Below are 23030 nucleotides of genomic sequence, written 5' to 3'. Positions count from 1 at the left end.
CACGGCGAGGCTCGGTCGGCGGGTCACAGCCACAGGTCCAAGTCAGTGGCCTCGTCGTGCGAGCGTTCCAGCGGCTCGGCGAACGCGCGCAGGTGACACTCGCCCGCCCAGACGGTCGCCGAGTCGAGGTGGCCCGCGAGCGCCTGCCCGCTCGGCCGGGAGAGGACGACGTGGGTATGCGCGAACACGTCGCCCTCCAGCAGCGAGACGTTGCCCACGCAGGCGGCCACCTCCAGCGGTTCGTCGAACGTGACCGATCGGTACTCGGTCTCGCCTTGGTCGTAGAACCAGACGTCCGCGTCCTGGACCGCGCCGAGCGCCGTGAACCAGCCGGCCTGGACGTCCTCCTCGCGTGCGAGGGTCTCTATCTCCTCGCGCCAGTCGGCGCCCGTCTCGAACCGCGCGACGTACTCCGCCGTGGGTTCGACCTCGCGATGGTACATAGGAACCCTCCACGGCTGCCGGGGAGAAAAAGGCTTCAGTCGGACCGAGTCGGCTGGGTAGAGCGGAATTGATATAGCGACATACGATACACGACGATCACGACGGGAAGCTCACGGAACGACGAGAGGCCCGAGAAACGGCGTCTCAGCCGTCGGAACGGCGGATAAGCGCAGGACAGCGTTGTGACTCACGAAGCGGAAAGAGAGAGGAGGTCGGGTCCGCTCGGATCAGCTCAGAAGGGCGCCTGCGGGCCTTCGTCGTCGCCGTCGTCGTCGGTCGTCTCGCCGGGGAAGGAGGGGGACATCCCGCCGCCGCTGCTGGTGCCGCCGAGGTCGCCGTCGGCGCCGGCGTCCGCGCCGGTGTCGGCGTGGACCGTCTCGATCTCGGGGATCTCCTTGACCATCCGGGACTTGATCGCCTGAATCGTCATCGGGGAGATGCCGCAGCCGGAGCAGGCGCCGCCGAGTTGGACCGTCACCTCGCCCTTCTCGCGGTCGAGGTGGGCGATGGCGGCGCTGCCGCCGTGCATCTGAATCTGCGGGAAGTTGCGCCGCAGGAAGTTCGTGATCCGTTCGCGGAGTTCGTTGTCCGCGTCAGCCGTGTCCGTGCTCATGCCCGCGAGTTGGCGGGCACCGGGCTTATGCCTTTGGTTCGGCCGGATCCGGCGGGAATACGCGCCGCGTCCGACCTCACTCCGGCCGGTCGACGCCGAGCGTCCGGTACAGTTCGGACTCGATCCGCTCGACGTACTCCTCCAGGGTCTCCTCGAACGTCTCGTCGTCGACCGCGACCGCACCACGGATGCGCTCGCGCGGGTTCTCCGGGAGTTCGACGCGGAACGCGCCGTCCTCGTAGAACGGCTCCGACTCGTTGAGCACGGTCTGGTCGATCCCGTGGATCAGCTCCGAGTCGTACCGGTCGTTCATCTGGTTGAACGCGTTCTTGTACGCCCGCTGTAGCTCGTTGAAGTAGTTGGCGTACTTGTCCTCGAACTTCTCCGGGTCGAACTCGTCGGCCATGTCGCGAGCGAGGGTCCGGCGGGAAAAAAGGCGGTCGATCGGCGCCGAGACGCCGGAACGGACGGGAAGAACGCAGCGCGCGGTCGGAGGAGCGATCCGAGCGTAGCGAGCGAAGTAAATTGTATGTCGCTATATAAAATCTTGCGCTCGCAGCGAAGCCGGCGACACGGCACCGCTCACAGACCGGACGCTCGGCGGGCTGACGGGCGAGACCCACGCGTCGAACGAGCGAGAACGTACGGAGGGGTGGACTCAGAAAGAAAACCGAACCGCGACGGCGACCGCGCTACTACAGGTCGAAGCGGTCGAGCTTCATCACGTCGCTCCACGTGGCGGCGAAGTCCTCGACGAACTTCTCCTCGTCGCTCGCGTACACGTCCGCGATGGTTCGGAGCCGCGCGTTCGAGCCGAAGATGAGGTCGGCGCGCGTCGCCTCCCACGCGACCTCGCCGGTCTCGCGGTCGCGGATCTCGTAGACATCCTCGTCTTCGGTGACGGCGTCCCACTCGTACTGCATGTCGAGCAGGTTCGCGAAGAAGTCGTTGGTGAGCGTGCCGGGCTCGTCGGTGAAGACGCCGCGGTCGGAGTCGCCGTAGGTGGCGCCCAGCGCGCGCAGGCCGCCGGCCAGCACGGTCATCTCGCTGGCGGTCAGGTTCAGCAGGTCCGCCTTGTCGACCATGCGGTCCTCGACGTCCTCGTCCGTGTCGCCGAGGTAGTTACGGAAGCCGTCGGCATCGGGCTTGAGCGCCTCGAAGGAGTCGACGTCGGTCTGCTCCGCGGTCGCGTCGACGCGACCGGGTTCGAACGGCACCTCGACGTCGTAGCCGGCGTCGGCCGCGGCCTGCTCGACGGCCGCGGTGCCGCCCAGCACGATGAGGTCGGCGAGCGAGACGCGGACATCGTCGGACCGCGACTCGTTGAACTCGGCCTGAACGTCTTCGAGCGTCGAGAGGACCTCGGCGAGCTGCTCAGGCTCGTTGGCCTCCCAGCTCCGCTGCGGTTCGAGCCGGATGCGGGCGCCGTTGGCGCCGCCGCGCTTGTCGCTGTCGCGGTAGGTGGACGCCGCCGCCCACGCGGTCTTGACGAGTTCGCCGGTCGACAGGCCGGAGTCGAGCAGTTCGCTCTTGAGCTCGGCGACCTCCTCGTCGCCGACGACCTCGTAGTCGGCGTCTGGCAGCGGGTCCTGCCAGATCATCGTCTCCTCCGGGACCTCGGGGCCGAGGAACCGCTCCGGCGGGCCCATGTCGCGGTGGATGAGCTTGTACCACGCCTTCGCGAACGTCTCTTGGAACTCGTCGGGGTCGTCGCGGAACTCCTCGAGGACGGCCCGGAAGTCGTCGTCGTGTTTCAGGGCGACGTCCGTCGTGAGCATCATGACGTCCTCCTTGTCGGAGGCGTCCGCGACGCCGGGCGCGGCGTCGTCGAGCTCGTCGTTCTTCGTGGTCCACTGCCACGCGCCGCCGGGACCCTTCTCCGGCTCCCAGTCGTACGTGAGCAGGTTGTTGACGTAGCTCATGTCCCAGACGGTCGGGGTGGCGTTCCACGGCCCCTCGATGCCGCTGGTGATCGCGTCGGGACCCATCCCCTCGCCGAACTCGTTGTCCCAGCCGAGGCCCTGAAGGTCGATGGGGGCGTCCTCGGGCTCCGGACCGAGGTTGTCGCCGTCGTCGGCGCCGTGGACCTTGCCGAAGGTGTGGCCGCCGGCGATGAGCGCGACGGTCTCCTTGTCGTTCATCGCCATGCGGCTGAACGACTGGCGGATGTTCTTCGCGGAGCCGTCGAGGTCCGGCTCGCCGTTCGGCCCCTCGGGGTTGACGTAGATGAGGCCCATCACGGTGTTGCCGAGCGGCGCTTTGAGGTCGCCGTCCTCGTCGAACCGCTCCTCGGAGGTCGTCTCGAACTCGCTTTCGGGCCCCCAGTCGACGGCGTCGTCGCCGCGGAAGTCGTCCGCGCGGCCGCCCGCGAAGCCGAACGTCTCGAAGCCCATCGATTCGAGCGCGACGTTGCCGGCGAGGACAATGAGATCCGCCCACGAGAGCTTCTCGCCGTACTTGGTCTTGACCGGCTCCAGCAGCCGCCGAGCCTTGTCGAGGTTCACGTTGTCGGGCCAGCTGCTGATCGGGGGGAGCCGCTGGTGGCCGCCGGCCGCGCCGCCGCGCCCGTCGAGCGATCGGTACGTGCCGGCGCTGTGCCACGCCATCCGGATGAACAGCGGACCGTAGTGCCCGTAGTCGGCGGGCCACCACTCCTTCGAGTCGGTCATCACGGCTTCGAGGTCGGACTTGACCGCCTCGAGGTCGAGTTCCTCGAACGCCGCAGCGTAGTCGAACTCCGCGCCGTGCGGACCGATGTCCCCGGCGTTCTGGTCGAGTAGCTCCAGATCCAACTGGTCCGGCCACCACTCTTGGGTGTTACTAGCCATCAAAAAATAGTCGACCCTCTTCGCAGATAATATTGTCTAATCCGGAGAGGGAATCATCGTAATAATAGAGAGTTTCTATCGAAATAATGAAGTTCTTTTTGTCGATCTCGAAATCTCCGCTGCGACCCACAGCGACGCTCAGCGGAGTGTTCGGTGTCGGGCAGCGAGGATCGAATCGATGACCACTCGGGGTGTCGACAGTTCGGAAATAGTGCGTGAGAGTCCCATCCGACCGTCTCACTACGCGTGGGTCTCGCTCCGCAAGCGTCGCGGTGTCGATCGGTCGACGTCTACGGGGACCGGGATCACTGGGACAGAGACCTAGCGTTCGGCGAGCCGAGATTCAGCGGTTCAGCGTGTGGATCGCCTGTCCGCGCGCGTTCTCGGCGGCCTCCATCACGGCCTCGGCGAGCGTCGGGTGCGTGTGGACGGTGGCGGCCACGTCCTCCAGCGTCGCCCCCATCTCGATCGCGAGCGCGACCTCCGCGATCAGCTCCGACGCCTCGGGGCCGACGATCTGTCCGCCGAGGACGAACCCGCTCTCCTCGTCGGCGACGATCCGGGCGAACCCCTCGGTGTGGCCGGTCGTCATCGCGCGGCCGGAAGCGTTGAAGGGCATCTCGCCGACAACAGGGTCGAAGCCGGCGTCTGCGGCCTCCGCCTCGGTCATGCCGACCGTCCCGATCTCGGGGTCGGTGAACACCGCGGCGGGGATCGCCTGCTGGTCCATCGCGGCGGGTTCGCCCGCGATCACCTCGGCGGCGACGATCCCCTCCTTCGAGGCCGCGTGCGCGAGCATCGGGTCGCCCGCCACGTCGCCGACGGCGTGGACGTGTTCGACCGCGGTGCGGGTCCGGTCGTCCGTCTCGATGAACCCGCGGTCGTCCGTCTCGATCCCGGCCTCGTTCAGGTCGAGTCCGTCCGTGACCGGCTGGCGGCCGACCGCGACGAGGATCTTATCGACGCCGTACGTCGACTCCTCGCCGTCCTCCGTCTCCGTGCGGAGGAGGTAGCCGCCGTCGGGGGCCTCGGCCCACTCGCTCGCGCCCTCGCCGAACTGGAACTCGACGCCCAGCTCCGCGGCGCGTTTGCGGACGACCCGCCTCACGTCGTCCTCGTAGGGGTCGAGGATGTCGTCGAGCATCTCGACGACCGTCACGTCGGCGCCGAGCTTGGCGTACGTGGTCGCCAGCTCCATGCCGATGTACCCGCCGCCGACGATCCCGAGGCGGTCGGGGACGGTCTCGGCGTCGAGCGCGTCGGCGGAGCTCCAGACGTGGTCCTCGGCGAACTCGAAGCCGGGGATCTGGATCGGGCGCGACCCGGTGGCGACGACCGCGTGTTCGAACGAAAGGGTCTCCGAGCCCTGGCCGTCGCCGCCGTGCGCGACCCGGACGGTGTCCTCGCCGACGAACGAGGCGGTCCCCTCGACCAAGTTCACGCCGTTCGCCTTGCAGAGCTTCTCGACGCCGCCCGTCAGCCGGTCGACGACGCCGTCCTTCCACTCGACCATCTTCCCCATGTCGACGGCGGGGTCGGCGTGGACGCCCATGAACTCCGCGTTGCCCGCCTCGTGGGCCAGCCCGCTGCCGGTGATGAGCGCCTTCGAGGGGATGCAGCCGCGGTTGAGACACGCCCCGCCGTAGGCGTCCTTCTCGACCAGCGTCGTGTCGAGCCCCTCCTGTGCGGCGCGGATGGCGGCGACGTAGCCGCCCGGCCCCGCGCCGATAACCAGTACCTCCGTTCCCGTGGTGACGTCTCCGACGACCATTATTCGTTGAGTAGCAGCAGCGGGTTTTCTAAGCGTTCCATGACGGTGTTCGCGAACTCGGCCGCGACCGCGCCGTCGACGACGCGGTGATCGATCGACAGCGACAGCGGCAGCGTGGGGGCCGGAACGACCTCGCTCGCGCCGTCGCGCTCGCGCACGACCGGGCGCTCCTCGATGGCCCCAAGCCCGAGGATCGCGGTCTCGGGGTAGTTGATGATCGGCGTCGCGTACTCGCCGCCGATGGCGCCGAAGTTGGTGATCGAAAAGGTCCCGCCCTGCATCTCCGCCGGTTTGAGCTTGCGCTCCCGGGCGCGGGCGGCGAGGTCGTTCACCTCGTCGGCCAGTTCGAAGAGCCCCTTCTCGTCGACGTTATCGACGACGGGGACCATCAGCCCCGCGTCGGTCGCGACCGCGATCCCGAGGTTGTACTCCTTCTTTACGACGATCTCCTCTTCGTCCTCGCGGAGCTCGCTGTTGAGGTACGGGTGCTGCTTCAGGCCGGCGACGATGGCCTTCATCACGAACGGCATGTAGGTGAGCTTCACGTCGCGCTCGGCCGCCGTCGGCTTCAGGTCCGCGCGCGCCTCGACGAGCGCGTCGACCTCGGCGGTGTCGTGGTGGGTGACGTGCGGCGCCGTGAACTTCGACCGCTCCATCTGTTTCCCGATTGTCCGCCTGACGCCGCGGTAGGGGACGGTCTCGTCGCCGGACGCGGTTGCGTCTGCGGACGCGGCGTCCGTCGCGGCCGGCTCCGCACCTGCGTCGACGTCGGTCGGTTCCGGTTCGGGCGTCGTCTCGGTCGCCGTCGACGCCGCCGCCGACTCCAGCGCGTCCGCGTACGCGTTGACGGCGTCGGCCGTGACGAACGCCTCGCCGTCGCGGGTCTCGTCGGTCGGCACGTCGTCGATGTCCACGTCGCGCTCGCGCGCGACCTTCCGCGTCGCCGGGGTCGCGAGCGTCGTCTCGCGGCCCGCGGGCTCGGGCCCGCCGGCGGCGGTCGCCGTCGAAGATCCGGCGGGTCCGTTAGCGCCCCGCTTGCTGACCGCGGACTTGCGGTCGCCGGAGCCGACATCGGTCGGCGTCGGAGACGGACGTGGTTCGGGGCCGTCGTCCGCGCCATCCGAACTGGCGGACCCGTCGGCGCCCTCAGCGTGCGCCCGCACGTCCGCCTCACTCACGCGACCGCCGGGGCCACTCCCGTCGACCGCGGCGACGTCGACGCCGAGTTCGCGGGCGAGCCGGCGGGCCGACGGCGGCGCGAACGTGCGCCCGGACGGCGTGTCGGGCTCGGCGTCGGCCGCCTCGGTGGCCGGTTCCGACGCCGACTCGTCGGTCGATGCGGGCTCGGGTTCGGCTTCGACTTCGGTTCCCGCGTCGTCGCCGTCCTCGTCGACGCGGAACGAGATGATCACGTCGCCGACGGGGACCATCTCCCCCTCCTCGACGAACAGCTCCTCGACTGTCCCGTCGTAGCTCGACGGCACCTCGACGAGCGCCTTGTCGGTCTCGACCTCGGCGACGGGCTGGTCTTCCGCGACGCGGTCGCCGGGCGCAACCAGCCACGAGACCAGTTCGCCCTCCGCGACGCCCTCGCCGACGTCGGGGAGCTTGAACTCCTTGACGGTCATCGATCGGCCTCCTCGGTGGTCATGGATGTATCTCCGGCGGCCATGTTAAAATTCGACCGCCTCTAGGATTCCGTCCTCGATGCGCGCCGCTGACGGGAGGTAGTAGTCCTCCAAGGCGTACAGCGGGTACGGCACGTCGAAGCCGGTGACGCGGCCGATCGGCGCCTCCTGATAGAGGAGCGCCTCCTCCTGGAGGATCGCCGTGATCTCGCCCGCGAGGCCGCCGGTCTTGGGCGCCTCGTGGACGACGACCGCGCGGCCGGTCTTCTCGAACGCCTCGACGATCGCCTCGCGGTCGAGCGGGGAAATCGTGCGGAGGTCGACGACCTCGCACTCGATCCCCTCCTCGCCGAGCGTCTCGGCGGCCTCCAGCGTGGGGCGGGTCATCGCGCCGTAGGTAAACACGGCGACGTCGTCGCCCTCGCGCCGCGTGGCCGCCTCGCCGATGGGGACCGTGTACGGCTCCTCGGGCACCGCCTCGCGGAACGCCCGGTAGATCAGCTTCGGTTCGAGGAAGATCACCGGGTCGGGGTCGCGGATCGACGCCGCGAGCAACCCCTTCGCCTCGCGGGGCGTCGAGGGGATGACGACCTTCAGCCCCGCCTCGTGGGCGTAGAAGGCCTCCTTCGACTCGGAGTGGTGTTCCGGCGCGCGGATGCCGCCGCCGTAGGGAGCGCGCAGCGTCATAGGGAGCGTGAACCGCCCGCGGCTCCGGGTCCGGAACCGTGCCATATGGGAAACGATCTGGTCGAAGCCGGGGTACATGAACCCGGAGAACTGGATCTCCGGGACGGGTCGCATCCCCATCGCCGCCATCCCGACCGCGGTACCGATGATGCCCGACTCGGCGAGCGGGGTGTCGATCACCCGGTCGCCGCCGAACTCGTCGAAGAGGCCCTCGGTGGCGCGGAAGACGCCGCCGTTCTTCCCGACGTCTTGGCCCATCACGACGACGTCGTCGTCCTCGCGCAGTTCTGTGTGTAGCCCGTCTCGGACCGCCTGTACCAGCGTGAGATTCTGTGTGTCGGTCATTCAGTCCTCCAGGAACGCCGCGTCGCCGCGCTCGTCGCGCAGCGCGGCGAACTCCTCGTACTGCCGCTCCAGTTCCGGCGGAAGCTCCGCGTAGGCGTGCTCGAACAGCTCCCGCGGGTCGGGCCGCGCCATCGACTCCGCCGCGTCGATCGCGTCCGCGACCTGCGCCTCGACCGACGACTCGATCTCCGCGACGCGCTCGTCGTCGAGGACCCCTTCGTTCCGGAGGTACGACTCCAGCCTGTCGATCGGGTCCTTCGCCTTCCAGCGCTCGACCTCGTCGTCGTCGCGGTAGACGGTCGGGTCGTCGGCGGTGGTGTGCGCGCCGAACCGGTACTGGACCGCCTCGATGAGCGTCGGTCGCGGGCGGTCCGCGTCGGGGTCGCGCGCCTTCTCCAAGGCCGCTTCCGTGACGCTGTACACCGCGAGCGGGTCCATCCCGTCGACCTGAACGCCGTCGACCCCGTACGCCTCCGCCTTCTGCGCCAGCGTCGCGCTCCGGGTCTGCCGCTCGCGCGGGACGGAGATCGCCCACTGGTTATTGTTACAGAAGAAGACGGTCGGCGTGTCGAACACGCCGGCGAAGTTGACCCCCTCGTGGAAGTCGCCCTCGCTCGTCGCGCCGTCGCCGAAGTAGCAGACGAACGCGTCGTCCTCGCCGCGGAGCTTCGAGGCCCACGCGGCGCCCGTCGCGTGGGGGATCTGCGACGCGATGGGCACGGCGACCGGGAAGACGTTGACGTCCGGCGGGGCGTTGTTGCCGTCCTCGTGGCCCATCCAGTAGAGCAGCGTCTGTTTCAGCGGGAGCCCGTGGACCAGCGCGGCGCCGTGCTCGCGGTACGACGGGATCATCCAGTCGTCGTCGTCGAGCGCGTACGCCGACCCGATCTGGGCGCCCTCCTGTCCGGAGAGCGGGGGATACGTCCCCATCCGGCCCTGCCGCTGGAGGCTCACCGCACGGCCGTCGAAGTGGCGCGCCAGCCGCATGTGCCTGTACATCTCGACGAGCGACTCGTCGTCGAGGTCGGGGAGGTCGCCGACGACCTCGCCCTCCTCGTCGAGGACGCGAACCGTATCGTCGTACGCCCTGTCGAACACGCTCACGGTCGAACCCACCTTCGCATGTCCGATCTGTCCACCGCCCGGGTAATATCGTTTTCGTAAATAATTTAGTATAATCAGAAATAGCGCCTTCGCGCTGAGAGAGCGTCCATCAGACTGGGAGAGAATCAGACGTTTCTGAACAAACTCCGAGCCGTTCGGCAATATTTTCGCCAACATGGGCGTTTCGTCGGTCAGTAACGGACGAACAGGAAGGTTTCGCGCGGGGTGGGTCGTCCGACGCGGGGACCGGACGTGGCGGCGCCGCGGCTCGGCAATCGAGCGTGATGTGGCTCCGCGGTCGGGCATGATGAGACTCCGCGGTCGAGCGTGGCGCGGGAGAATCGGTGGGACGGGCGGTCTCGCCCGGATCGAAGCGCTACCCGAGGCGGAACGAGGGCTCGTCGGGCTCGCCGTCGAGGTCCTCGAGCTGGATCACTTCCTCGTCGCCGTCCTCCAGCTGCTCGCGGAGGTAGTTGACGTAGCGCTTGTGTTCTTCGAGCTGCTCGCGGAGGTGTTCGGCCTCGAGCTCCAGCCGCTCGTGCTCGCGGACGAAGCTCTTCGGGACCTCGATCTTCGGGGGGAACGACTCCCCGCTGTCGCCCATGCTGTCCAGTTCGGCCTCCGGGATGACCCGGACCTGACCGTCGTGGGCAACGAGCGTATCCACGTAGTCCCGGAAGACCGCCGACAGGGAGATATCCCGCTCCTCGGCGATGTCGCGGAGGGTCTCGAACGCATCCTCGTTGACGCGGAACGAGATCGTCTTGTTCTTGTTGCCCATTATCGGACCGTTCGTTCCGCGGATCACTTAAGCGTTTGTCAGACGGTCGCAAGAATGAAAACCGCGTTCGGAGGGAGAACCGCGCCGAACGTCGCGGAACTCCGGTTTCGGCGCGTCAGCGTTCCGGCGCGTCGACCGCGTCGGAACGCCGAGACGCCGGCCGTGTCAGGGCTCCGGCGTCCCGGCCGAGTCGGTCCCGTCCGGAGCGTCGTCGAGCGCGGCGTCGTCGCTCCCGGACTCGTCGCCCGCGAGTTCGTCGCCGCTGTCGTCGAGGTCCTCCAGCGCCGACAGCGCGGCGGCCTTGTACGTCTCGGGGTCGGAGTCGTACTCCTTGCGGGCCATCCGCGCGTACTCGTTGCCCTCGTCGTCGAACGCGGCGACGCGCTCGACGGTGCGGCGGGCGGTCTCCGCGACCCAGCGGTCGCGGGTGGCGGCGTCGACCTCGGTGATCGACTCGGGGCGGACGGAGACCCGGACCGTGCCGTCGTCGGTCTCGTAGGTCCGGGGCTTCCCCACGACTGCGACGTAGGCCGGGGGCTCCAAGTCCCGGAGTTTGGAAGCGGCCTCGGGCTGGTACTGGCCGGCGTACACGAAGAACGTGCCCGTCGGGTCGACGATGCGGCCGCGCCAGTACTCGCTGTCCTCGCCGACGTCCTCCTTCTCCGTGAGCGTCCCCACGAAGAACACGCGGTTCGAGGACTCGCCCGTCGGTAACAGCGCGTAGACGGGGGCCCGCTCGTCGTCGGACTCGGTGAACGTGTAGCCGGCGTCGTTAAACTCGCTCGCGAACACGCGCCGGGCGACCTCTCGGGTGGGGGCTGACTGGCTCATTTCAAATCGACCTCGCTTCGATCAGCGCGCTTTCAACGTCGACTGTTCCGGGGTCCTCCATCTCGTCGACCAGGACGTACCGGCCGAAGGTGGGGCCGGTGACGCGGTAGTAGCGCCCGAGCACGTCCTCGCCCATCTCCTCGGCGACGACGGTGGTGTCGAGCGCGTCCATCGCCATGTCCTTGGCCTCATCGAGGGTCATGCCGGTGAGGTCCTCGGTGGCCTCGCGGTCGAAGATGACCTCGGTGACGGTCTCGCCGTCGTCGAGGACGCCCTTGATCCGCAGGTCGAACTCGCCCTCGACCTGCCCGTGTTCGGAGCAGCGCCCGTTCTGGAGGACGCGCGTACAGTCCTCCTCGGGGCAGCGCTTGATCAGTCCGGAACCGGACTGGATGTCGACCAGCGCGCCCTCGACGGTGTCGGCGTTGTCGCCGACCTCGATCTCCTCGTCGATCTCGGTGATCCCGGTCGTCCGGTTGAGCTTCACCGAGTAGCTCCCCTCGTACTCGTCGGTGACGACGTTCGAGAGCTCGTACGCCTGTCCCTCGGTCAGCTCGGGAAGGTCGGAGGTCTCGAAGGCGACGAACTTGATCGTGCCCGACTCGTCGCCGAGCAGGCCGACCTGTGAGATGGAGTCGCTGCGCGGCTCCCAGAGGTCGACCAGCTCCACGCGCAGGTCGACCCACTGTTCGTCCTCGTCGATGTCGTTGACGAGGACCTCCTCGCTGCCGCCGCGGCCGAGCTCGTCGCGCTCCATCCCGGCGTCTTCGAGGTAGCTGTTGGTGACGCTCCGGCTCGCCTCGTCGAGCGGCACGCGGTACTCGTCGACGAGCGTCGTCAGCCGCTCCTCGACGTCGTCGGGGTCGACGTCGGTGTGGTCCGAGAACTGTTCCGCTATCGCTTCCGCTTCCTGTCGCAGTTCGCTCATGGGTGTCTCCGCCTCCGGTCTTGTTTCTGTGGGAGGCGTACGATGGTTGGTTCCAGATGGTATTAAAACGTACGTGACCGCGGTGAAAGTGGAACGAAACGCCCGTTTGAGGACCGCTGTGGGGGATTCTTTCGATCCGAGACGATCAGCCGACAGAGCGGTCCTCACTGCGTCAGACGCTCGTCAGCCGCACGCGGGCTTCGTTTCGAGTGGAACGATCACACGGATCGCAGCCGCACGGAGCGAGGATCCGACAAGGGTGGCGAGAGGGGCGGTGGCGCGTGCCTGCGAGGCCGCCCCGCGGCCGAGCCGCGAGGGACCGAAGGTCCCTCTGGAAGCCGGCGCTTCGCGCCGGCGACAGCACGCGCGAGGGAGTCGCTGGCCCCGGAGCGAAGCGGAGGGTGCCAGCGACGTGGCTGGGGAGGTGTGAGGCTGCGGTGCCGTGTGGTCGGGGCGGGACTCGAAGGGGCAGCAGCGAGGCGGGCGCAGGCGAGGCAAGGACCGCAAGGAGCGAACGGAGTGAGCGACTGAGGACCGCAGCGAGCGTGCGTCTGCCTCGCTGCTGGGGCTTCGGATCGGGTCGTGTCAACCGCTGGTGTATGAACAGAAACACAGTCGTACGGCCGGGGAACCGGAGCTTCGGGGGTCTCCGTTTCGGTCACGGAGTCACCCGAGGAGAGCCGCCCGGCCGGAGCGTCAACGTCTCAGTCCGCGTCGGGGAACGGCACCTCGATCAGGTCGCCGTCGTCTGGCAACAGGCACTCGCCGTCGAACACCTCTCTGGCGTCGCGGCGGATCGGTCGCGCGTCCGCGGCGTACCGCGAGGAGATGTGGACCAGCGCGAGCCGCTTCGCGTCCGCGCGGTCGGCGATCGACCCCGCCTCGCGGCCGGTCGAGTGGGCCGTGTCGCGGGCGCGGTCGGCCATGTCGTCGGCGAAGGTGGCGTCGTGGATCAGCAGGTCGGCGTTCTCGGCGGCCTCGACGGTCGCCTCTCGCGGGCGGGTGTCGGCGGTGTACGCCAGCTTGCGACCCGGGCGCGGCGGGCCGACGACCTGTTCGGGCTCGACGACCGTGCCGTCCTCGGCCTCGACCGACTCCCCCTCGTGGAGGCGGCCGAACTTCGGGCCGACGGGGACGCCCAGTTCCTCCGCCTTCGGGCGGTCGAACCGACCGGGGCGGTCGTCCTCTGCGAGGACGTACCCCTGCGAGACGGTCCGGTGTTCCGTCTCGAACGCGCGGACCTCGTACTCGTCCGTCTCGTAGGCGACCTCGCCGGGTTCGACGGGTTCGATCCGAACCGGGAACGCCGGGTCGTGGCCGACCGCGTGGACGAGGTCGCGGAGGTGGTCGTCGGTCCCCGGCGGGCAGTGGACCGTCAGCGGGTCGGTGCGGTCGTTGAACCCGAGCGTCTGGATGAGGCCGGGGATGCCGAGGACGTGGTCGCCGTGGAGGTGCGAGACGAACACGCGGTCGACGCCGAACCCCGTCCCGCTGCGCATCATCTCGCGCTGAGTGCCCTCGCCGCAGTCGAAGAGGAAGCGGTCGCCCTCGCGGTTGACGAAGACGGCGCTGGCCGCCCGCTCGACGGTCGGGACGGCGCCGCCCGTCCCGAGGAAGGTGACGCGAAGAGACATGCTCGCCCGTCGGAGCGCCGTTTGTAAACCGGTGTCGATGCGGGTGAGGGAACCACCGTTACGGCGTCGCGGGGAGCGGGCGACACCCACATGAGTCCGGCCGCCCGAGCGGAGGCATGCGAGAGCCGATCGCCGCCTTGGTCCGACAGGAGGGATGGCGCGCGGAGGGCGCGGCCGCCCGCGTCCACTACGAGGGGGGAAACGACCGGTACGCGGTGGAGTTCTACGCCGACAGCGTCCGCGTCCTCTACTGGTCCGTCCCGACCGACGACGACGAGGGCGGGACGGCCATGCCGGTCCCGCGCGACGGCGTCCCGGATCCGCTCCGGCGGCGCGTCCGGGAGGACCTCGACGAGGCCGGGATCGATGCCGAAGTGGAACGGCGCGAGCTCTGAGCCCGTCGCGCGGAGGTCGGGTCCGCGGCCGCCGAGAGTCGCCGGACCGGTGCCGTCGCGCGCGCCGGTTCGGCCCGGCACGACCGACGGCGTCGCTGCCGTCGAGCGCGGTTCGCGAGGGCGATATCGGCCGTTCGACCGCTCGTTACCGGTGTTTTCTGCCGATGTATTTCGGTTCGAAGGAAACCTATTTGCCGCCCTACCTGATACGATTCTGTGATGAGTGGCGTCGAATGGGAGGAAGACGATCCCTTCGAGGAGCAGCGGGACAAGATCGAGAATCCGATGAAGCGGCTGTTCTTCGAGTACGGCCGCGACTACGTCCCGCAGGTGACGGTGGGCGTCCTCGCCAGCGTCTTCGCCCGCCTGCTCGACCTGCTTCCCCCCCTGATGCTCGGGATCGCCCTCGACGCGATCTTCCGCGGCGAGGCCGCGTTCGCCGAACAGATCCCGCTCGTGCTGCTGCCGGACGCGTGGCTCCCGGGGGAACAGGCGGCGCAGTTCTGGTTCACGATCGCGGTGCTGGCCGGGGCGTTCCTCTTCGGCGCCGGGTTCCACTGGGTCCGGAACTGGGGGTTCAACGCCTTCGCGCAGAACATCCAGCACGACGTCCGGACCGACACGTACGACCAGATGCAGCGGCTCAACATGGACTTCTTCTCCGACAAGCAGACCGGGGAGATGATGTCCATCCTCTCGAACGACGTGAACCGCTTGGAGCGGTTCCTCAACGACGGGATGAACTCCGTGTTCCGGCTGTCGGTGATGGTGGTCGGGATCAGCGTCCTCCTCTTTTGGATCAACTGGCAGCTCGCCCTGGTCGCGCTGCTGCCCGTCCCCGTCATCGCCGGGTTTACATACCTGTTCATCAAGATCATCCAGCCGAAGTACGCCGAGGTGCGGTCGACGGTCGGCAAGATGAACTCCCGGCTGGAGAACAACCTCGGCGGCATCCAAGTGATCAAGGCCGCCAACACCGAGTCCTACGAGTCCGACCGCGTCGACGACGTCTCCTTCGACTACTTCGACGCCAACTGGGACGCCATCGAGACGCGGATCAAGTTCTTCCCCGCGCTCCGCGTCCTCGCCGGCATCGGCTTCGTACTCACGTTCATCGTCGGCGGGCTCTGGGTGTTCCAGGGGCCGCCGGGCCCGTTCACCGGCGAGCTCTCCGAGGGGATGTTCGTCGTGTTCATCCTCTACACGCAGCGGTTCATCTGGCCGATGGCGCAGTTCGGGCAGATCATCAATATGTACCAGCGCGCCCGCGCCTCCTCCGCGCGGATCTTCGGGCTGATGGACGAGCCATCGAAGCTTGAGGAGGACCGCAACGCCGAGGAGCTCGCCGTCGACGACGGCGACGTGGTGTACGACGACGTCTCCTTCGGCTACGACGACGAGCCAATCGTCGAGGACATCGACTTCGAGGTCGAGGGCGGCGAGACGCTCGCGCTGGTCGGCCCCACCGGCGCCGGCAAGTCGACCGTACTCAAGCTCCTGCTCCGGATGTACGACGTCGACGAGGGGGAGATCCGGATCGACGACCAGAACGTCAGCGACGTGACGCTGCGGTCGCTGCGCCGCTCGATCGGCTACGTCGGGCAGTCGTCGTACCTGTTCTACGGCACCGTCCGCGAGAACATCACCTACGGCACGTTCGACGCGACCGACGAGGAGGTCCGCGAGGCCGCCGAGGCGGCCGAGGCCCACGACTTCATCCAGAACCTCCCCGACGGCTACGACACGATGGTCGGCGAGCGCGGCGTGAAGCTCTCGGGCGGCCAGCGTCAGCGTATCACCATCGCGCGCGCGGTCCTGACCGACCCGGACATCCTCATCCTCGACGAGGCGACCTCCGACGTCGACACCGAGACGGAGATGCTGATCCAGCGGTCGCTCGACCGGCTCACGACCGACCGGACGACGTTCGCGATCGCCCACCGGCTCTCGACGATCAAGGACGCGGACACGATCCTCGTGTTGGAGGGCGGCGAGATAGCCGAGCGCGGCACGCACGACGAGCTGCTCGACAACGACGGGCTGTACGCGCACCTCTGGGGCGTTCAGGCCGGCGAGATCGACGAACTTCCGCAGGAGTTCATCGACCGCGCGCAGGAGCGCACGGCCCGGATCGTCGAGGACGCCGAGACCGACGACGACTGACCTCGACCGCGGCCGGCCGGGACGCTACGCCGTTCCGGCCGGCCCGGAACCGGTGGAGCCGACCGACCGTCACCGCGGGAGCGACGGACGAGTCACCGCGGGAGCGACGGACGAGTCACCGCGGGAGTTCGGTCCACTCGTCCGCGGGCGCCTCCGGGGACGCGTCGGCGTGGCCGAGCGCGTCGAGAATCGCCTCGCGGACCTCGGACGGGTCCCTGAACTGCCTCTCCGCCGAGCCCTCGAGCAGGCTGTCGAGCCGCGTCGTCGTCGTCGAGGTCTCCAGTTTCGCGGCGCCGTACTGCTCGATTAGCTCCGCCGCCGTGACCGGGTAACGGTGTTCGCGGAGCGCCCGCTTCAGCGGGCCGAACGTCACGGCGGGAGCCGGATCGTGCGCCTCCGGGTCGTGTTCCGCGGTGTCACCGCTCATGCGGTGTCGATCCGCGGGGAGCGGCATAATACCCGGGAGCGGTCGCGCGACGATGACCGACGCGAGCGGCCCCGGCGTCGACGATGACCGCCGCCTATACGGCGCCGCGCGTCGAGGTCCCGACATGCGCCTCAGCGAGGTCACGTGGACCGACGTGCGCGACGCCGACGTCGACGTCGCGTTTCTCCCGGTCGGCAGCACGGAACAGCACGGGCCGCACGCTCCGCTCGGCACCGACGCGCTGAACGCCGTCGCGGTCGCGGAGGCGGCCGCCGACGCCTACGAGACGGAGGGGAAGTCGGCCGATGCGGGCAGCGAGGAGAACGACGCGGGCGGCGGCGACGCCGCGCGTGGCGAGGTCGCGGTCGCGCCGCCGGTCCACGTCGGCGTCGCCGAGGAACACCGCGCGTTCGACGGGACGATGTGGGTCTCGCCGGAGACGTTCCGGGCGTACGTCCGGGAGTCCGCCGAGTCGCTGGTCTCGCACGGCGTCGACCGCGTCGTGTTCGTCAACGGTCACGGGGGGAACGTCGAGGCGCTCGCGGAGGTCGCCCGCCGGTTCTCGCGCGACGCTTCCCACGCGGGGTACGGCGTCGCGTTCACCTGGTTCGAGGCGGTCGGCGACCACGCGGGCGACATGGGTCACGCGGGCCCGCTGGAGACGGCGCTGCTGCGCGCGACGAACCCGGAGCTGGTCCGGGAGGAACGCGTCGACGAGGCGAGCGCGGGCGCCGCCGATCGATGGGGCGAGTGGGTCTCGGGCGTGAATCTCGCGCACGACTCCGACGAATTCACCGACAACGGCGTCGTCGGCGACCCGCGGGCGGGCGACGCCGAGCGCGGCGCGGAGCTGCTCGACCGCGCGAGCGCGTCGCTCGCGGAGCTGGCGGCGGCGGTCGTCGACCGGGGCACCGAGTAAAACGCGCGGCGCGGGCGCTACTCCTCGTCCCCGTCCGCCGCGTCCTGAAGCGCCCCGCGGATCGCGGGGACGGTGCCGGTGAGTGAGGCCACCTCGTCGGCGGCACCCTCGATGTCGCCGACGAGCGACTCCAGCTCTTCGATCTCCGCTTTCAGGTCGTCGGCGTCCTCGAAGGCGTCGGCGCGCTCGCCGAGGACGTACGCCTTCTTCGCCGAGCGGACGCTGTCGACCGCGTCGCCGGCGTCGAGCGCGGACTTCAGTCCGTTGAGGGCGCCGAGGACGTTGTCCGCGTCCGTCTCCCACACCGCGTCCGGGTCGGGAAGTTCCTCGCGCGCTGCCGCGAGGTGCTCTTCGACCTCCGCGCGGGTCTCCTCGGCCGCCTCGCCGAACAGGTCGTCGTCGTCGAACGTGGACTGGCCCATACCCGGACCGTCGCGCCGGCGCCGTTTAAAAACGCGCCCGAAAGCGAAAGTGAAACCGGCGGTGAGGACGGGGCCCGTCGCCGGATCGGGCGGATCTCGCGTTCAGTTTCGGTTCGGCGAACGCCGGTTAGATCCTGACGAGCAGTTCCACCGCGATCAGCGTCACGAGGAGGGCGAGGAACCCCGCAAGGAGGGCGAGCGTCCGGAGCTGATGGAACACCGCGTCCGTCCCGGGCGTCGCCGCGAGGAGGGCCAGACGGTCGCGAGGACGAGACTCCCCGTCGGGGTCGGAATCGGCGCTAGAAGAGCCGTCAGCGGGAGAACCGGCGTCGGACTGGGGGTTCGGGTCCGGCACGGTCATTCGTTTGACCGGAAATGCCGTTAAACCGACTATGAGGCCGCAATACCGGTATTGATCGCTCCGGAGATCAGCCCTAATTCCACGGCGCCTCCTCGAAGTCGACGATTCGCTCGTCGCGGTCCAGAGCGTCGATCCGGGCGATTTCGTCGTCGGTCAGGGCGATCTCGCGGGCGGCCCAGTTCTCCTCGACGTGCCCGAAGTCGGCCGCCTTCGGGATCGGCGCGACGCGCTGCTTCGAGAGCAGCCACGCGAGGCTCACCTGCGCGGGCGTCGCGTCGTGGGTCGCGGCGATCTCTCGGAGGACGTCGACGTCGGCGACGCGGTTGCGCGCGATCGGCGAGTAGGCGACGAGCCAGTGGTCGTGTTCGACCGCGTACTCGCGGAGCCGCTCCTGTTGAAGCAGGGGGTGACACTCCACCTGGTGGGCGAACACGTCGTGGTCGAGACGGTCGATGGCCTCGGCGAGTTGGTCGGGCCGGAAGTTCGAGAGGCCGATCCGATCGATCACGCCGTCATCGACGAGGTCGTCCAAGGCGGGCAGCGTCTCCTCGGGGTCGTAGCTGTTGATCGGCCAGTGGACGTACAGCAGGTCGATCGAGTCGACGCCGAGGCGGTCGCGGCTCACCCGGGCGGTGGCCGTCGCGTCGTCGTACGAGAGGTTGTCCGTCGAGAGCTTCGTCGCGACGAACAGGTCGTCGCGGTCGACGTCGGTGCGGTCGATTCCCGCCGATACCGACGCCTCGTTGTCGTACCCCTGCGCGGTGTCGACGTGGCGGTAGCCGGTCTCGATCGCGTGCGCGACGCCGGAGACGCACTCCTCGCCGTCGGCCAGTTTGTACGTCCCGTACCCGAGCCGATCGAAGGTCGACATGGACGCACGTGTGAGCGGCGGCGCCCTCAACGTACCGGTCCCCGAGCGCGTCGTGGAATCACCCCGAACGCACCGCGAGATCAACCCCGAACGGTTCGGGACGGGCGAGGATCCTGATTTACTTTTGAAGACTCTCCGAGAGTGGGGTACACCGTATCACCGGAAGAAGTCTCGCTGCGGAGCACGATCGACGACGGCTCGCTCGTCGAGGAGTACGAGGTCGGCGGACAGCCCCGGACACAGTTATCTCCGATGATATTCGGGGAGCAGTTATTATGCCGATACGATCCCTGTCGTCCTAATACACATGCAAGCGGGATCGTCCTCCGGCATCCGGTCGAGTTACGGCGCGAAGCTCGCGCTGTCGCTGATCGGGGTCATGGGGGTTTCAGTTTCATACGGTGTCATCGTCTACCTCCGCGCGGAGGAGGCCGGCGCCGCGGGCGCAGCGGTGCGCTCGGGGCTCGTCGGGATGACGCTATTGACGGTGATCGGCCTCGCGCTCATCGGCGTCACCGTCGGATCGAACACGGTCATCTCCCTGCGACAGCTCACGGCCAAGGCCGAACGGATGGCCGAGGGGGACCTCGACGTACGACTAAACACGGGCCGAACAGACGAGATCGGGCGGCTGTTCCGGGCGTTCGACGAGATGCGCGGCTCGCTTCGCTCGGAGATCTCCGACGCGGAAGCGGCCCGCGAGGAGGCGGAGCAGGCGCGACGAGAGGCCGACGAGCGCGCCGAGACGGTCGAGCGGAAGGCGACCGAGTACGAGTCGGCGATGCGGGCGCTCGCCGACGGCGACCTGACCCAGCGGGTCGACTCCGACGTCGACAACGCGGCGATGGCTCGCGTCGGCGTCGCGTTCAACGAGATGGCCGACGAGTTGGAGGAGACGGTCGCGTCCGTCGCGACCGTCGCCGAGGACACCGCCGACGTGGCCGGGACCGTCGACGACCGCACGGAGGACCTGCGGGCGACGACCGGGACCGTGAGCGACGCGGTCGAGGAGATCGCCGAGGGCGCGCGCACGCAGCGCGACGACCTACAGGCGGCGACCGACGAGGCCGAGAACCTCGCGTCGTCGGCCGAGGAGGTCGCCTCCACCGTCACCGACGTGGCGGAGACCGCGGAACACGCCGCGGCGGTCGGCGAAGAGGGCCGTGAGGCCGCCGAGGAGGCGCTCGCGGAGATGGACGCCGTCGAGGAGACGACCGCGGAGACGACCGCGGAGGTCGAGGCGCTCGCGGCGGAGGTCGAGGAGATCGGCGAGGTGGTCGACACCATCTCGGAGATCGCAGAGCAGACGAACCTGCTCGCCCTGAACGCCTCCATCGAGGCGGCCCGCTCCGGGGCCGACGGCGCCGGCTTCGCGGTCGTCGCCGAGGAGGTGAAGGCGCTGGCCGAGGAGACGCAGGAGTCGGCGAGCGAGATCGAAGCCCGGATCCACTCCGTCCAGGAGCGCGCGGAGACGGGCGCCGACGCGATGGCGCGCACCGAACAGCGGATCTCCGCCGGCGTCGACACGGTCGAGACGTCGATCGACGCCCTCGAACGCCTCGCGGAGGCCTCCGAGCGGACCGACACGAGCATGACGGAGATCACCCGAGCGACCGAGACGCAGGCGGACTCCGTCGACGCGGTCGTCGGCCACGTCGAGGACGTCTCGGCGATCAGCGCGCAGACGGCCAGCGCGGCCGGCGACGTCACCGGCGCGGTCGACGAGCAGGAACAGACCCTCGGCGCGGTCGAGACCGCGGCCGGGTCGCTCTCCGACCGCGCGCTCGCGCTGCGCGACGCGGTCGACGACTTCGAGTTCGCGACCGACGACGGCCTCGGCGCCCCGAGCCGCGGAACCGGCCGCGGAGCGTCGGGCGACGGCGCCGCCGCGGTCTCCGACGGGGGGACTGCGACCGGGGAGGAAACCGAGTTCGACTTCTCACGCGGCGACGGGGAGGGGGTGAACTGAGATGCTCGTCGACACCGCCGTCTGGGCGTGGATCGGCGCGCTCGCGATGGGCGCCGGGACGATACCCCCGCTGTGGGCGTGGTTCTCTCGGTCTCCGGAAGGCGACGAGTCGCACGCCGTCTACTACGGCACCCTCGCCGGCGTCACCGGTATCGCGGCGATCGCGTACCTCCTGATGGCGCTCGGGGTCGGCAGCGTCTCGCTGTCGGCCGGTGAGCTGGACGTCGCTCGGTACGTCGATTGGCTCCTGACGACGCCGCTTCTCCTCCTCTACCTCGGCCTGCTCGCGCGGCCGTCCCGGCGCGTGCTCGGCGGGCTGATCGGCGTCGACGTATTGATCATCGCCGGCGGAATCATCGCCGCCGCGACCAGCGGAACGGTCTCGTGGGTCGCCTTCGGCGGCGCCGGGGTCGCGTACCTCGCGCTCGTCTACGGGCTCCTCGTCTCGCTCCCGCGGTCGGCCTCGGCGGAGGGCGACCGAGTCCGCGCCGTCTTCGGTACGCTCCGGAACATCACGGTGGTGCTGTGGACGCTGTACCCGGTCGTGTGGCTGCTCGCGCCCACCGGGCTCGGCCTGCTGACGACGGCGACGGAGATGCTCGTGTTCGTCTACCTCGACATCGTCTCGAAGGTCGGCTTCGTCGTCGTCGCGGTCGCGGGCAGGGACGCGCTGGACCGCCTCGGCGCGGACGGGCCCGACACTGAAGATGCGTTCGGCGGCGCCGACACGGCGACCGGCGACGGGACGACCGTCCTCGGCGACGACTGAGCCGCGGTCCGTTTTCTCTCTGCTTCCGTCTCTTTTCCCCCGTTTCTGTCTACTCGCCGTCCGCGACGAGGTCCTCGTAGCGCGCGCCGGTCTGTTTCAGCGTCTCCGTCGAGTAGAGCCGCTCGTGGTCGAAGGGGAGGTAGTCGGAAGCCAACTCGTCGATCTTCGCGTCGACCGCCTCGGCCTCGCGGCCGTGGATCATCGTGAACAGGTTGTACTCCCACTCTTGCTCGGGGCGGCGCGGCCGGTGATAACAGAGGGTGACGTACGGGAGGCTCCCGACCGCCTCGCCGCGCTCGTCGAGCTCGTCGTCGGGCACGTCCCAGACCACCATACAGTTGTTCGTGAACCCGGTGACGACGTGGTTGACGACGCAGCCGATCCGCTTGATACAGCCGTCCGCGAGCAGTCGCTCGACCGCCGCGAGCACGTCGTCGACGGGCGCACCGATCTCGGCCGCCACGTCGGCGTAGGGGGTCGCAGACAGCGGGAAGCCGTCCTGAATCGCGAGGAGGAGGTCGGCTTCGATGGGAGAGAGGTCGCCGCGGGCGTTCTCGGAGATACGGGTGGCGGAGACCGCCGTCTCGTCGAGCGATTCCCGCGCGAACCGGTCCCGGTTGACGACGGGGAACTCCAGATCGATGTAGTAGTCAGTGAGCATCGGGAGCGCCAAGACCTCGCAGCCGGTGCGCTCCTCGATCCCCGCGAGGATCTCGTCGCGCTTCTCCCGGGACCCGGCGGTGACGACGAACCACTGGTTCCACTCGTGGTCGCGCCGGTAGTTGTGGTTCACCTGCCGGTAGCCGTTGATGATCTCGGCGACCTCGTCGAATCGGTCGTCGGGCGCGCGCACCGCCGCGAGCGTCGAGGAGCCGATCACGGGGGGATTGAGAACGGCCCCGAACCGTCGGAACACGCCGCGCTCGCGGAGGTCGCGGACGCGGTCGAGGAGGTCGTCGGCGTCGACGTCGCTCCCCGTCTCGGCCGCGATGTCGCGGGCGGCCCGCTCGAACGGGCGCGACTCGACGGGGAAGCCGCTCTGGTACTCGTCGATGAGGGCCGCGTCGACCGCGTCAAGGTCGGCCCGCCAGTCGGCGTCCAAACTCATTGCTTCGGGTAGGGGCTGTCTCTTATACACAT

The 23030-nt window shown here is 69.0% G+C and carries 22 protein-coding genes; 5 read left to right on the top strand and 17 right to left on the bottom strand.

Annotated elements, in window-relative coordinates:
- Window positions 1–23 precede the first annotated feature (23 nt).
- From C463_RS12785 to rnz, 12 genes are all read right to left on the bottom strand, one after another.
- Window positions 24–443, bottom strand: coding sequence for a PPC domain-containing DNA-binding protein (locus C463_RS12785; protein WP_008444422.1), 420 nt, complete (start codon window positions 441–443; stop codon window positions 24–26).
- A 233-nt stretch (window positions 444–676) separates the two neighbouring features.
- Window positions 677–1057, bottom strand: a complete 381-nt coding sequence (locus C463_RS12780) for a NifU family protein (RefSeq protein WP_008444420.1) — start codon at window positions 1055–1057, stop codon at window positions 677–679.
- Window positions 1058–1133: 76 nt separating this feature from the next.
- The gene (locus C463_RS12775; RefSeq protein ID WP_008444412.1) at window positions 1134–1463 is read right to left on the bottom strand and encodes a DUF5783 family protein; all 330 of its coding nucleotides are present in this window, start codon (window positions 1461–1463) and stop codon (window positions 1134–1136) included.
- A 289-nt stretch (window positions 1464–1752) separates the two neighbouring features.
- The gene (gene katG, locus C463_RS12770) at window positions 1753–3885 is read right to left on the bottom strand and encodes a catalase/peroxidase HPI (RefSeq protein ID WP_008444411.1); all 2133 of its coding nucleotides are present in this window, start codon (window positions 3883–3885) and stop codon (window positions 1753–1755) included.
- A 343-nt stretch (window positions 3886–4228) separates the two neighbouring features.
- The gene (lpdA, locus tag C463_RS12765; RefSeq protein ID WP_008444410.1) at window positions 4229–5656 is read right to left on the bottom strand and encodes a dihydrolipoyl dehydrogenase; all 1428 of its coding nucleotides are present in this window, start codon (window positions 5654–5656) and stop codon (window positions 4229–4231) included.
- On the bottom strand, window positions 5656–7284 hold the full coding sequence (locus C463_RS12760; RefSeq protein WP_008444409.1) for a dihydrolipoamide acetyltransferase family protein: 1629 nt from the start codon (window positions 7282–7284) through the stop codon (window positions 5656–5658). The genes lpdA and C463_RS12760 overlap by 1 nt, the downstream gene beginning before the upstream one ends.
- Window positions 7285–7329: 45 nt before the next feature.
- Complete coding sequence (locus C463_RS12755) at window positions 7330–8316, bottom strand: alpha-ketoacid dehydrogenase subunit beta (RefSeq protein ID WP_008444408.1); 987 nt, start codon at window positions 8314–8316, stop codon at window positions 7330–7332.
- Window positions 8317–9420 (bottom strand): pyruvate dehydrogenase (acetyl-transferring) E1 component subunit alpha, encoded by a 1104-nt coding sequence (gene pdhA / locus C463_RS12750; RefSeq protein WP_008444407.1) that lies wholly within the window; start codon window positions 9418–9420, stop codon window positions 8317–8319. It abuts the gene before it with no gap.
- A 376-nt stretch (window positions 9421–9796) separates the two neighbouring features.
- Entirely contained in the window at window positions 9797–10201 is a 405-nt protein-coding gene (locus C463_RS12745; protein ID WP_004598641.1) for a hypothetical protein, read from the bottom strand.
- 165 nt (window positions 10202–10366) lie between these two features.
- Window positions 10367–11032: an RPA family protein gene (locus C463_RS12740; protein WP_008444405.1), complete on the bottom strand. Its 666-nt coding sequence runs from the start codon at window positions 11030–11032 to the stop codon at window positions 10367–10369.
- Window position 11033: 1 nt separating this feature from the next.
- Window positions 11034–11960 (bottom strand): replication factor A, encoded by a 927-nt coding sequence (locus C463_RS12735; protein WP_008444404.1) that lies wholly within the window; start codon window positions 11958–11960, stop codon window positions 11034–11036.
- A 704-nt stretch (window positions 11961–12664) separates the two neighbouring features.
- Window positions 12665–13594, bottom strand: a complete 930-nt coding sequence (gene rnz / locus C463_RS12730; protein WP_008444399.1) for a ribonuclease Z — start codon at window positions 13592–13594, stop codon at window positions 12665–12667.
- Window positions 13595–13710: 116 nt separating this feature from the next.
- On the opposite strand from rnz, the gene C463_RS12725 reads away from it, so the two are divergent.
- Window positions 13711–13989: a DUF7538 family protein gene (locus C463_RS12725; protein WP_008444397.1), complete on the top strand. Its 279-nt coding sequence runs from the start codon at window positions 13711–13713 to the stop codon at window positions 13987–13989.
- A gap of 219 nt (window positions 13990–14208) precedes the next feature.
- A complete protein-coding gene (locus C463_RS12720; protein ID WP_008444396.1) occupies window positions 14209–16152 on the top strand; it encodes an ABC transporter ATP-binding protein in 1944 nt (647 codons plus the stop codon).
- 115 nt (window positions 16153–16267) lie between these two features.
- Here C463_RS12720 and C463_RS12715 read toward each other — a convergent pair whose 3' ends face one another.
- Window positions 16268–16606: a DUF5789 family protein gene (locus tag C463_RS12715; RefSeq protein ID WP_193365870.1), complete on the bottom strand. Its 339-nt coding sequence runs from the start codon at window positions 16604–16606 to the stop codon at window positions 16268–16270.
- Between the two features lie 97 nt (window positions 16607–16703).
- Here C463_RS12715 and C463_RS12710 point away from each other — a divergent pair, with 97 nt between their 5' ends.
- Window positions 16704–17498 carry a creatininase family protein gene (locus C463_RS12710; RefSeq protein WP_049905932.1) on the top strand — a complete coding sequence of 265 codons (795 nt, stop codon included), beginning with the start codon at window positions 16704–16706 and terminating at the stop codon, window positions 17496–17498.
- A 17-nt stretch (window positions 17499–17515) separates the two neighbouring features.
- Here the strand turns inward: C463_RS12710 and C463_RS12705 are convergent, their stop codons facing one another.
- From C463_RS12705 to C463_RS12695, 3 genes are all read right to left on the bottom strand, one after another.
- Entirely contained in the window at window positions 17516–17920 is a 405-nt protein-coding gene (locus tag C463_RS12705; RefSeq protein ID WP_008444393.1) for a DUF5790 family protein, read from the bottom strand.
- A gap of 127 nt (window positions 17921–18047) precedes the next feature.
- Entirely contained in the window at window positions 18048–18275 is a 228-nt protein-coding gene (locus C463_RS12700) for a hypothetical protein (RefSeq protein WP_049905930.1), read from the bottom strand.
- A gap of 79 nt (window positions 18276–18354) precedes the next feature.
- Window positions 18355–19152, bottom strand: coding sequence for an aldo/keto reductase (locus C463_RS12695; protein ID WP_008444391.1), 798 nt, complete (start codon window positions 19150–19152; stop codon window positions 18355–18357).
- 307 nt (window positions 19153–19459) lie between these two features.
- Between C463_RS12695 and C463_RS12690 the strand changes: the two genes are divergently transcribed.
- A complete protein-coding gene (locus C463_RS12690) occupies window positions 19460–21121 on the top strand; it encodes a methyl-accepting chemotaxis protein (RefSeq protein WP_008444389.1) in 1662 nt (553 codons plus the stop codon).
- 1 nt (window position 21122) lies between these two features.
- A complete protein-coding gene (locus tag C463_RS12685) occupies window positions 21123–21890 on the top strand; it encodes a bacteriorhodopsin (protein WP_008444387.1) in 768 nt (255 codons plus the stop codon).
- Window positions 21891–21939: 49 nt separating this feature from the next.
- On the opposite strand, the gene ahbB is transcribed toward C463_RS12685, so the two are convergent.
- A complete protein-coding gene (gene ahbB / locus C463_RS12680) occupies window positions 21940–22998 on the bottom strand; it encodes a siroheme decarboxylase subunit beta (RefSeq protein WP_008444385.1) in 1059 nt (352 codons plus the stop codon).
- Window positions 22999–23030 lie beyond the last annotated feature (32 nt).

This window comes from Halorubrum californiense DSM 19288 (assembly GCF_000336875.1).
GTDB lineage: Archaea > Halobacteriota > Halobacteria > Halobacteriales > Haloferacaceae > Halorubrum > Halorubrum californiense.
This window is presented reverse-complemented; position numbering and strand designations above follow the sequence as displayed.